The sequence below is a fragment of the Allobosea sp. FW305-C-101 genome (genome assembly GCF_058783685.1).
In genome coordinates this window covers 316,658-328,077 of the sequence record NZ_JBYSYT010000004.1, presented here as the reverse complement: position 1 = coordinate 328,077, position 11,420 = coordinate 316,658, and the positions used below count along the sequence as shown (strand labels likewise).

The window sequence follows — 11,420 nt, the reverse complement described above, 5'->3', positions numbered from 1 at the left end:
TTGTCCCGGGATCCATCGAAGGGCGCCGGAGCTCTACGATGGATCCCGGATCGGCGCCGCTTCGCGGCTTGTCCGGGATGACGGGGGTGGATGAATTGATTGGAGAGCGCTCTACGCGATGAAGGCGGTCAGGGGAAGGCTATTGGCCGCTATCAGGCCGAGATGACGGCGCTGCGGGCATTGGCTGCGCTCAGGAGATCGGCGGGGGCGAGCGCGATCTGCAGGCCGCGCTGACCGCCATTGACATAGACCAGCACCTCGGCAGAGGCCGGTTCGTCCACGATCGTCGGCAATTTGCGCTTCTGGCCGAAGGGGCTGACCCCGCCGACCTTGTAGCCGGTCAGGCGCTCGGCATCGGGCACCGGCATCATTGCCGCAGCCTTCCCGCCGAAGGCCGCCGCGACCTTCTTCATGCTGGCCTCGCGGTCGGAGGCGAGCACGATGCAGACCGGCTTGCCGTCGACCTGCGCGATCAATGTCTTGAGCACGCGGTGGGGCGGCTCGCCCAGCGCCTCCGCCGCCTGCAACCCGACGCGCTCGGCATTCGGGTCATAGGCATAGCTGTGCAGCTCGAAACGGATTCCGAGCTGCTTCAGCGCCAGCGTGGCGGGGGTCGTCTGGGCCATCGTCGCGTCTTGGTGGCGATCAGATATCGACCGTCGCGTTCAGCGCGTTGGTCTGGATGAACTCGCGCCGCGGCTCGACGACATCGCCCATCAGCTTGACGAAGAGATCGTCGGCCTCGTCGTTCTGGTCGTTCTTCACGCGCAGCAGCGAGCGCACGTCGCGGTCGAGTGTCGTCTCCCAGAGCTGGTCTGGGTTCATCTCGCCCAGGCCTTTGTAGCGCTGCAGCGAGACGCCCTTCTTGCCGATGGTCGAGACCGCGTCGAACAGGTCGCTCGGGCCGTTGACGGTGAAGGTATCGCCCTTGCGGCTGAGCACGCCCGGCTTGGCATAGGCTTCCTGCAGCGAGGTCGCGGCCGCGTCGAGTTTGCGGGCTTCGGCGCTGGCCAGCAGTCCCGCATCGATCGTCGCTGCCTGCTTCACGCCACGGATCATCCGCGAGAAGACGAAGCCGCCCTCGCTGACCTTGCCTTCCCAGCCGCGCTCCAGCTCGTCCGAGATCGCATCGAGCCGGCGCGCGACATAGGCCGCGGCTTCGTTCGCCTTGGCCTCGTCGTCTTCGCTGACCGGATGCAGCACGCCGGCGATCGCCATCTGCTCGACGACCCGGCGGTCATAGCGCGAATGCAGTTGCGCCAGCGCGTTGCGGACGTTGCGGGCTTCCTCGATCAGGACGCGCAGGTCCTCGCCGCCGCGCTCGACACCCTCGCTGGTGCGGAAGGTCGCGCCGTCGAGCGTCGAGTCGACCAGATACTGCTCCAGAGCCCGCTCGTCCTTGAGATAGACATGGCTCTTGCCGCGCGCCGCCTTGTAGAGCGGCGGCTGGGCGATGAAGAGATGGCCGGCATCGATCAGCTCCGGCATCTGCCGGTAGAAGAAGGTCAGCAGCAAGGTGCGGATATGGGCGCCGTCGACGTCGGCGTCGGTCATGATGATGATCTTGTGGTAGCGCAGCTTCGCCAGGTTGAAGCCGCCCTGGTCGGCCTCGGCGCGACCGATGCCGGCGCCGAGCGCCGTGATCAGCGTGCCGACCTGATCGGACGAGAGCATCTTGTCGAAGCGCGCCCGCTCGACGTTCAGGATCTTGCCGCGCAGCGGCAGCACGGCCTGGTATTCGCGGGCACGGCCCTGCTTGGCGGAGCCGCCGGCCGAGTCACCCTCGACGATGAAGAGTTCGGACTTGGCGGGATCGCGCTCCTGGCAATCCGCGAGCTTGCCGGGAAGCGAGGCGATATCGAGCGCGCCCTTGCGGCGGGTGAGGTCGCGCGCCTTGCGGGCGGCCTCGCGGGCGGCGGCGGCTTCCGCCACCTTGCCGACGATGGTCTTGGCCTCGCCAGGATGCTCCTCCAGCCATTCCGACAGCGCCTGGTTGACGACGTTCTCGACGACCGGGCGGACTTCGGACGAAACCAGCTTGTCCTTGGTCTGCGAGGAGAATTTCGGGTCGGGAACCTTGACCGAGACGATCGCGGTCAGGCCTTCGCGGCAATCGTCGCCGGTGAGCGAGACCTTCTCCTTCTTGGAGATGCCGGAGCTTTCGGCATAGCCGGTGATCTGGCGCGTCAGCGCGGCGCGGAAGCCGGCGAGATGGGTGCCGCCGTCGCGCTGCGGGATGTTGTTGGTGAAGCAGAGCACGTTCTCGTGGTAGCTGTCGTTCCACCACAGCGCGACATCGACGGTGATGCCGTCCTTCTCCGAGGTCAGCATGATCGGCTTGTCGATCACTGAGGACTTGGCGCGGTCGAGATAGCGCACGAAGGCCTCGACGCCGCCGTCGTACATCAGCTCCTCGCGGACGACTTCGGCATGGCGCGCATCGGTCAGGACGATGCGCACGCCCGAGTTCAGGAAGGCGAGCTCGCGCAGGCGGTGCTCCAGCGTCTTGTAGTCGAACTCCACCATGGTGAAGGTCTCCTGCGAGGGCAGGAAGGTCACCTCGGTGCCGCGCCTGTCGCCCTGCGGGCCGACGACCGCGAGCGGGGCGACGGCGTCGCCATGGCGGAATTCCATGTAGTGCTCGTTACCGCCGCGCCAGATGCGCAGCTTGAGCGAAACCGAGAGCGCATTGACGACGGAGACGCCGACGCCGTGCAGGCCGCCCGAGACCTTGTAGGAGTTCTGGTCGAATTTACCGCCGGCATGGAGCTGGGTCATGATGACCTCGGCCGCCGAGATGCCTTCCTCGCTGTGGATATCGGTCGGGATGCCGCGCCCGTTATCGCTGACGGTGACCGATCCGTCGGCATTCAGCGTCACCGTGACGAGGTCGGCATGGCCGGCGAGCGCCTCGTCGATCGCGTTGTCGACGACCTCGTAGACCATGTGATGCAGGCCGGAGCCGTCATCGGTATCGCCGATATACATGCCGGGCCGCTTGCGCACCGCGTCCAGGCCCTTGAGAACCTTGATGGAATCGGCGCCGTAGTCGTCGGGCTGGGCGCTGAGGGCGGCATCGGTCATGAAGTGGTTCCTGAGCGGGCGAGCACGCGCCCGCGATGATCCTGATTCGAAACGACAATATAGGCTGAGACGATGGCTTTTTCACGCGCCTACGCGTGCGTGCGCGTGGAGGCGCGTTTTCGTTGACGCCAGGGCCAAGCCGTCATGCACGGGCTTGACCCGAGCATCTCATGCCGATGGAGGCTCCAGAGTCCTTTCCGGAAAGAGATTCTCGGGTCTGCGCTTCGCTCCGCCCGAGAATGACGGCTGCAGCGGACGGAGGGCCTACCCTCGAAACTCCGAGATCGCTTCGACGAAGGCCTCGCCATACTGCGCGAGCTTGCGCTCGCCGACGCCCTCGATCGCCCGCATCTCGTCGAGGCCGAGCGGCCGTTCGCGGGCCATGGCGATCAATGTCCGGTCGGTGAAGATGATATAGGCCGCGACGCCCTCCTCGCGGGCGATCTGGAGCCTGAGCTTGCGCAGGTGCTCGAACAGGCCGGCCGTGCCCTCGTCGAGCCCGTCGGCCCGCGCCGCATCGCGCTCAGAACGGCGGGAGCGCCGCTCCGTGAAGGGATCGGCCCGCAGCGCGATGCTTTCGCGGCCGAACAGGATGTCCTCGCCCTTCGGCGTCAGGCAGAAGCCGCCATGCTCGACGCTGGCCTCGGCGAGCGCACCGGCGGCGAAGAGCTTGCGCGTCAGCCCCATCCAGGCGGCCTTGGGCTTGTCCGAGCCGACGCCGAAGGTCTTCAGGCCATCGTGGTTCTGGCGGCGGACGACCTCGGTCGTCGTTCCCGTCAGGATATCGGCGAGATGGCCGGCGCCGAAGCGTTCGCCGGAACGGATAACCGCCGAGAGCAATTTGCGGGCGTCGAGCGTCGCGTCCTGCAGGGCCGGCGCCTCCGCGCCGCAGAGATCGCAGCGGAACGGCGCATTGCCATGCCGGCAGGGCGGCGTCTCCTCGCCGAAATAGGCCAGCAAGGCGCTGCGCCGGCAGAGCGCGTTCTCGCAGAGGTCGATCATCGCGTTGAGGCGCTTGTGCTCGATGCGTCGGCGCTCGTCGTCGATCTGTTTCTCGTCGATCTGGCGGCGCCTCAGCGACATGTCATCGACGCCGTAGAGCGTCAGCGTATCCGCCGGCAGGCCATCGCGACCGGCGCGGCCGATCTCCTGGTAATAGCCCTCGATCGAGCCCGGCATATCCGCATGGACGACGAAGCGGACATCGGGCTTGTTGATGCCCATGCCGAAGGCGATGGTCGCGCAGACGACGACGCCGTCCTCCTGCAGGAAGATATCCTGGTTGCGGTTGCGCTGCGTCTGCTCCAGCCCGGCATGATAGGGCAGGGCGTTCCAGCCCTTCTCACTGAGCGCCGTGGCGAGGCGCTCGGTCTTGCTGCGCGAGGAGCAATAGACGATGCCGGAGCCGTTGCGGTGCCGGCGCAGGAAATCGTCGATCTGGCGGCGCGGCTGCTCCTTCGGCGCGAAGGCGAGCTTCAGGTTCGGCCGGTCGAAGGAATGCACCACCATGTGCGGCGGCTGCGGAAACAATTGCTGGGCGATATCGGCCTGGGTCTGCCGGTCGGCGGTCGCGGTCAGCGCCGTCACCGGCACGCCGCCCAAAGCCTCGCGCGTCTTGGCGAGCAGGCGGTACTCTGGGCGGAAATCATGCCCCCATTGCGAGACGCAATGCGCCTCGTCGATGGCGAGCCGGTTCACGCCGAGTCGTTTCAGGCGCGAAACCAGTCCCTCGCCGGCCAGTCGCTCGGGCGAGACGAAGAGCAGCCTAAGATCGCCGGAGTTCAGCCTGTCCCAGGCCTGCGCCGCCTCGTCCTCCGTATTCATCGAGTTGAGCGAGGCGGCCGATACGCCGGCCCGGACGAGCTGTCCGACCTGATCGCGCATCAGCGCGATCAGCGGCGAGACGACCAGCGTCAGCCCGCCTGCGACCAGTGCCGGGAGCTGGTAGCACATCGACTTGCCGGAGCCGGTCGGCATCACCGCGAAGACATCCTCGCCGGCAAGGGCGGCTGCGATCACCTCCCACTGGCCGGGGCGGAAATCATCGTAGCCCCACACCGATTTGAGGATCGCGCGGGCGTCTGATTCGCGGGATGGCGACATGAAGAAGGGATGTGCCGCAGCCGGGCACGCTTGGCCAGCCTTTCGGCCTCCAAAGCTGTGTCGATCATGCGCGGAACCACACCGTCATCCCGGGCTTGCCCCGGGATCCATCGAAAGGCGCTGTGCTCTACGATGGATCCCGGATCTCCGCTTCGCTCCGTCCGGGATGACGCGTGGAGGTTGGCGAGCTTCAGATTTTGATGGCCAGCAAATGGATCACGACCGCTAGGGCGAAAACCGCCGTGATCAGCTTCGAGGGCCAGGGCTTGAGGTCGAACCAGATGAATTGCAGCGTGAGCCGCAGGCCCCAGAAGGCGGCGCCCACCAGCGGCAGCACGGGATGCACGCTGCCTTGCCCGGATAGCCAGATCAAGGCCGCGCCATAAGCCAGGAAGACGAAGATCAGCATCGCGTTGAGCGTCTGCGTGATCGCGGTGTTCAGGCTGCCGGAAGGCGCGAGCCGTTCCGGCCAGCCGAACAGACGCCGAAACGCGGCGTGGAACAGCGCGAAGCCGAGATCGAGCAGGCCCGCCGCCAAAGCCAAGGCCATTCAGCTCCGCGTCGCGATCGCGGCAGCAGCGCCCGCCATCACGCCGCCGGTCGTCCGGTTGATCCAGCGCATCGCGCGCGGGCTGGCGACGAGCCGCCGCGCCCGGTCGGCGGCATAGGCATAGGCCATCAGCGTTCCCGTGATGATCGGGGCGATCAAGGCGGCGACCTCGACGAAGGCGAGCGTCGTCATCGCGTTGAGATCGATGACCAGCGGCAGGATCGACAGGAAGAAGACCATGACCTTGGGGTTGCCGAGCGTCAGCGCGATGCCCCCGAGGAACAGACGGGCGCCCTCGCCGCGCGCGGCGGCGGAGGGCTTCGGCGCTTCGGCAGGGGCCGTCCAAGCCTTGTAGGCGAGATAGAGCAGATAGGCGCAGCCGGCATATTTGATCGCGACGAAGATGCCGTGGAAGCTCTGCATGAGCACACTCAAACCCAGCGCGGTGAGCGTGAACCAGACGAGATCGCCCGCGACGATGCCGGCAAGGAAGGGCAAAGAGCGCCGGAAGCCCGAGGACAGCGAGCGCGCGACCAGGGCCGCGATGGCCGGGCCGGGCGAGGCGACGGCGAGGAAATAGACGCCAGCGAACAGGGCAAGGCTGGAAATGTCCATGGAAAGCCTCCGAAACTGCTCACGAGACTAGCAGGAACGTCGGCAGGCGTCCCATCGCAAGCCGTGGCCTGACCGATCAATCGAGCGGATCGATCCGTCCCGGCGTGACCGAAAAGCGCTGCGCCCCGGCCGGCAGGTCGCCGAACAGCGCGGCGTCGGCGCCGGTCATCCAGACCTGGCAGCCGAGCCCCGTCAGCCCCTCATAGAGCGCGGCCCGCCGACGCGGATCGAGATGGGCGGCGATCTCGTCGAGCAGGACCAGCGGCGCGATGCCGCTCATCGCGGCGACCAGCCTGGCATGGGCAAGCACGAGCCCGATCAGCAAGGCCTTCTGCTCGCCAGTCGAGCCCTGCCCGGCCGGAATATCCTTCGGCCCGTGCCGGACTTCGAGATCGGAGGCCTGCGGTCCCGCGAGCGTGCGCCCGGCCGCCCGGTCGCGATGGCGGCTCTGGCGCAGCAGGTCGCGATAGGCGTCCTCGGCATCGACGGCCGGCAGGCGGGCGACGAGCGCGTCGATCTCGCCGGAGAGCGCGATATCCGCGAAGGGGAAGGGCGAGGCCTCGTCGCGCGTCTCGGCGATGATGGCGGAGAGCCGCGCCACGGTCTCGGCCCGCGCAGCAGCAACCGCGACGCCGAGTTCGGCGACCTCGCGCTCGACGGCATCAAGCCATTGCCCCTGATTGGGGCTTTCCTCAAGGATGCGATTGCGCGAGCGCAGCGCCCGCTCCAGCGCGTTCGAGCGCGTCGCGTGGCTCGGATCGATCGCCAGCACCAGCCGGTCGAGGAAGCGGCGCCTGTCGCCGGCCGCACCTCGGAACAGGCCGTCGAGATCGGGCGTCAGCCAGACCACGCGCAGATAGTCGCTGAAGGCTAGCGCCGAGCCGACATTGGCGCCGTCGATCCGGGCCAGCCGCGGCCGGCGGCCCTCCGCATCGAGTGGTCCCAGTCCGATGCCGAGCCGGCCCGCCTCATCATCAAGGGTTATCGAGGCGGCGAAGGAGCCGTCGCCGCCTTGCCGCGCCATCGCAGTGATCTCGGCGCGGCGTAGACCCCGCCCCGGCGTGAACAGCGAGAGCGCTTCGAGAATATTGGTCTTGCCGGCTCCGTTCTCGCCTGCGAGCGCAACGATTTGGCCCTCGACCGGGAGATCGAGGGCCTCGTAGGAACGGAAATCCTGCAGGATCAGGCGCGCGACGGCGGCCATGAGCCAGCTGCTAGACGCGCATCGGCATCAGCACATAGAGCGCGGAGGCGCCTTCGCGATCCTGGATCACGGTCGGCGAACCGGGATCGGCGAGCTTCAGCAAGGCGGTGTCGCCGTCGAGCTGGGCCGCGATATCCATGAGATAGCGGGCGTTGAAGCCGATATCGAGCGGGCTCGCCTCGTAATCGACCTCGATCTCCTCGGTCGCCGAACCGGAATCCGGATTGGTGACGGAGAGCGTCATGCGCCCCTCGGCCATGGAGAGCTTCACCGCGCGGCCGCGCTCCGACGAGATCGTCGAGACGCGGTCGACCGACGCGGCGAAATCGCCCTTGTCGACGGTCAGGCGCTTGTCATTGCCGCTCGGGATGACGCGCTGGTAGTCCGGGAAGGTGCCGTCGATCAGCTTCGAGGTCAGCACGACGCTGGCCGTGGCGACGCGGATCTTCGAGCCGGAGAGCTCGACTGCGACCTCGCTCTCGCCGTCTTCGAGCAGCTTCTGGATCTCGGAGACGGCCTTGCGCGGCACGATCACGCCGGGCATGCCGACCGAGCCCTGCGGGGCGGCGGTATCGACGCGCGCGAGGCGGTGACCATCGGTCGCAACCGCACGCAGCACCGGGCGGCCATCGACATCGATCGTGTGGAGATAGATGCCGTTGAGATAATAGCGCGTCTCCTCGGTGGAGATCGCGAACTGGGTCTTGTCGATCAGGCGCTTCAGTTCGCCGGCCGGCAGCACGAAGCGATGCGCCATCTCGCCGGCAGTGATATCCGGGAAATCGCTCTCCGGCAGGGTCTGGAGCTGGAAGCGCGAACGGCCGGAGCGCAGCACGAGGCCGCTGTCGCCGGTCGTCTCCAGCGAGACCTGCGCGCCGTCAGGCAATTTGCGGACGATATCGTAGAGGGTATGGGCCGGAACGGTCGTGGCGCCGGGCTCGGCCGCGTCCGCGGGGATCGTCTCCACCACCTCGATATCGAGATCGGTCGCCTTCAGCCGCAGGCCGTTTTCGGAGGCCGAGAGCAGCAGGTTCGACAGGATCGGGATCGTATTGCGGCGCTCCACCACGCGATGCACGTGGCCAAGCGACTTGAGCAGCGTGGAACGTTCGACCGTGACCTTCATGATTGTCTAGTCTTCTGGCGCTGGCCGCCCGCGCGCGAACGCACGGGCCGAATGAATGGCCAGCGACATTGCCGGACGCCGGGCGGGGGCGCAAGGCCTGCCCGCTCCGGCAACCACAACCATTTGGCAGGGGTGGTGAATCCCCGCAGGCCTCACTCCTGCAGCATGCGCTTCAGCAGATCGACCTCGTCATGCAGCGAGCGGTCCTCGCTGATGGCCTTCTCGATCTTGCGCACGGCGTGCAGCACGGTCGTGTGGTCGCGCCCGCCGAAGCGGCGGCCGATCTCGGGCAGCGAGCGCGGGGTCAGCGCCTTCGAGAGGTACATCGCGATCTGGCGCGGCTTCACCACGGCTGCGGTGCGGCGCTCCGAGAGGATGTCGGCGCGGCTGACATTGTAGCGCGTCGCGACCAGCTTCTGGATGTCCTCGATCTTGACCCGGCGCGGCTCGCGCGTCCGGACGAGGTCGCGGATCGCCGCTTCCGCCGTCTCCAGCGTCACGAGCTGGCCGGACAGCGTCGCATGGGCGAGCAGGCGGTTGGCGGCGCCGTCGAGGTCGCGGCCATTGGTCGCGACGACGCGCGAGACATAGGCGACGACATCGGGGCTGACCTGGAAATTCGGATGGGCGGTCTGCAGCGCGTCCAGTCGGCTGGAGAGGATCGTGGCGCGCAAGGTCTCGTCGAGTTCTCCCACTTCGACCACCAGGCCGCCGCCGAGCCGCGAGCGGATGCGCTCGTCGAGCGCTTCCAGTTCCCCGGCGAGGCGGTCGCCGGCGACGACGATCTGCTTGCCGGCATCGAGCAGCGCGTTGATCGTATGGCCGAATTCCTGCTGGATCGACTTGCCCTGGATGAACTGAACGTCGTCGACGACGAGCAGGTCGATGCCGCGCAGCTTCTCCTTGAAGGCGAGCGCCGTCTGCGACTTCAGCGCGGCGACGAAGCCGTACATGAAGCGATCGGCGGTGAAATAGGCGACGCGCTTGCCCTGGCGGCGCGCTTCCTGGGCGATCGCCTGCAGCAGATGCGTCTTGCCGAGGCCGACGCCGGCATGGAGATAGAGCGGGTTATAGGGGCTCTGGCCCGCCGGAGCACCGGCGATGCGCTCGGCCGCCGCGAAGGCGAGCTGGTTCGACTTGCCGACGACGAAGCTCTGGAAGTTCATGCGCCGGTCGAGCGCGGTGCCGCAGGCATCGACGAGGTCGTTCTCGCAGGGCTGCGGGCTGCCGGCGACGGCCTGGCGGCCAGCCTCGGCCGGAGCGGGGGCGGCGACAGTCGCGGGGCGGCTGCGCAGGGCCTCGATCTGCGGCTGGGCGGCGGGATCGCGCGAGACGGTGCGCACCGAGAGCATCACGCCGTTCGGCGCCGGCAATTCGGCCATGCAGTTCACCCGCAGGCGCTCGGTATAATGCGCCTCCAGCCAGCTCTTCAGGAAGCGGGTCGGCACGGTGAGATAGGCCACGCCCTCGACGATGCCGGCGATCTCCAGCCGGCCGAACCAGCTCGAGAAGACGTCTTCGCCGAGCTCCGCACGCAGGCGACGGCGCACGCGCTCCCATGCGTCCTGAATCGAAACCTCCTCGACGTGAACCGGTGCAGTCTCTTCAGCAGCGATCGTCACCACCACGGGCGTCTCGACCATGTCCCCGAAATTCTGCCGCTCGAACATCAATGGCCCCGTTCTTTGAAAATGTCCGCACTAAGGGTTCGGCGGCCGCTTCCTGACCGTCGTCCCGGTGCTTATGTCTGGTCAAAATGGTTCCGGTCCCGACAGGCGCATCGCGCCGCGGCGGGGTTCGGTTCCGGTTCTGTTGATTACGCTTGGAAGGCTCGCCGAGGGACGACGCCACCCTTCATCTCGATCAAGAAAGACAAAGGGTCACATCCTCCAACCTCCATGGTCGCGAGCCAAAACGCTGATCATCTCTGGAAATCCCGCGGCGGTCATTGCTGTCCGCCCGGCGATGAGGGGGACCTTACAAGGCGCTCTCGACGGGCTGCAACACCCCTGTCAGCCGGCTTCCGAGAGTCGCTGTCCGCAGGGCGTCGCGCCGGCTGGGGATGTCTGCCGCAATTGGTTGGGGAACTTAAGATTTTCTTCATGTCCCCCCTTCCAGGCGCCCCCGAATCTTTTTTTGCGGCGCCTCGAAAAGCCTGCCGCAGAGTCGCCGCGATTCCGTCTTCCAAAATCCTTTGCCTGCTAAGATGATGAAAAATCACATCTTTTTATGAGCGGCAGAGTCCGCTCCGGAGGGCGATTTCGCGCCCTGAACGGCGCCCGAGAGTCAAGTCCGCAAGGCCGTGGAAAGCTTGCGAAAATCGCTTGAAAGCAGCTTTGTTTTGTTCCGTTGGAGCCTGTGGCGAGTGCGCCACAGAGGCCATGAAGCCAACGAAAAAGCCCGGCCTTTCGGCCGGGCTTTCCCGTCATCGAAATGATGCGAATTCAGGCTCAGGAAGCCAGGGTGCCGATCCGGTGCGCCAGGCGCGAGACCTTGCGCGAGGCGGTGTTCTTGTGAACCACGCCCTTCTGCGCGGCGCGCATGATTTCCGGCTGGGCGGCCTTCAGGGCTTCGGCGGCGCTGGCCTTGTCGCCGGAGGCGATCGCCTCCTCGACCTTGCGCAGGAAGGTGCGCATCCGCGAGCGGCGCGCCTTGTTGACCTCGGTGCGGCGAGCGATCTTGCGCGTAGCCTTCTTGGCCGACGTCGTATTGGCCATCGAAACGTCCTCGTCTCTTCA

General features: G+C 66.9%; 9 protein-coding genes. All 9 read right to left on the bottom strand.

Going from position 1 to position 11,420, the window contains the following annotated elements:
- Window positions 1–152 precede the first annotated feature (152 nt).
- The 9 genes from ybaK to rpsT all read right to left on the bottom strand — a co-directional run bounded on the left by ybaK (window position 153) and on the right by rpsT (window position 11,399).
- The gene (gene ybaK / locus AC3WMA_RS19060; RefSeq protein WP_492286923.1) at window positions 153–626 is read right to left on the bottom strand and encodes a Cys-tRNA(Pro) deacylase; all 474 of its coding nucleotides are present in this window, start codon (window positions 624–626) and stop codon (window positions 153–155) included.
- Window positions 627–645: 19 nt separating this feature from the next.
- The gene (gene gyrB / locus AC3WMA_RS19055) at window positions 646–3,084 is read right to left on the bottom strand and encodes a DNA topoisomerase (ATP-hydrolyzing) subunit B (RefSeq protein WP_492286922.1); all 2,439 of its coding nucleotides are present in this window, start codon (window positions 3,082–3,084) and stop codon (window positions 646–648) included.
- Window positions 3,085–3,348: 264 nt separating this feature from the next.
- Window positions 3,349–5,187 (bottom strand): DNA helicase RecQ, encoded by a 1,839-nt coding sequence (gene recQ / locus AC3WMA_RS19050; RefSeq protein ID WP_492286921.1) that lies wholly within the window; start codon window positions 5,185–5,187, stop codon window positions 3,349–3,351.
- 190 nt (window positions 5,188–5,377) lie between these two features.
- Window positions 5,378–5,737 carry a hypothetical protein gene (locus tag AC3WMA_RS19045; RefSeq protein ID WP_492286920.1) on the bottom strand — a complete coding sequence of 120 codons (360 nt, stop codon included), beginning with the start codon at window positions 5,735–5,737 and terminating at the stop codon, window positions 5,378–5,380.
- Complete coding sequence (locus AC3WMA_RS19040; protein ID WP_492286919.1) at window positions 5,738–6,352, bottom strand: LysE family translocator; 615 nt, start codon at window positions 6,350–6,352, stop codon at window positions 5,738–5,740.
- Between the two features lie 76 nt (window positions 6,353–6,428).
- Complete coding sequence (gene recF, locus AC3WMA_RS19035) at window positions 6,429–7,556, bottom strand: DNA replication/repair protein RecF (RefSeq protein ID WP_492286918.1); 1,128 nt, start codon at window positions 7,554–7,556, stop codon at window positions 6,429–6,431.
- Between the two features lie 10 nt (window positions 7,557–7,566).
- Window positions 7,567–8,682: a DNA polymerase III subunit beta gene (dnaN, locus tag AC3WMA_RS19030; RefSeq protein WP_454654030.1), complete on the bottom strand. Its 1,116-nt coding sequence runs from the start codon at window positions 8,680–8,682 to the stop codon at window positions 7,567–7,569.
- A 152-nt stretch (window positions 8,683–8,834) separates the two neighbouring features.
- Window positions 8,835–10,352 (bottom strand): chromosomal replication initiator protein DnaA, encoded by a 1,518-nt coding sequence (gene dnaA, locus AC3WMA_RS19025; RefSeq protein WP_492286917.1) that lies wholly within the window; start codon window positions 10,350–10,352, stop codon window positions 8,835–8,837.
- A gap of 780 nt (window positions 10,353–11,132) precedes the next feature.
- Window positions 11,133–11,399 carry a 30S ribosomal protein S20 gene (rpsT, locus tag AC3WMA_RS19020; RefSeq protein WP_492286916.1) on the bottom strand — a complete coding sequence of 89 codons (267 nt, stop codon included), beginning with the start codon at window positions 11,397–11,399 and terminating at the stop codon, window positions 11,133–11,135.
- Window positions 11,400–11,420 lie beyond the last annotated feature (21 nt).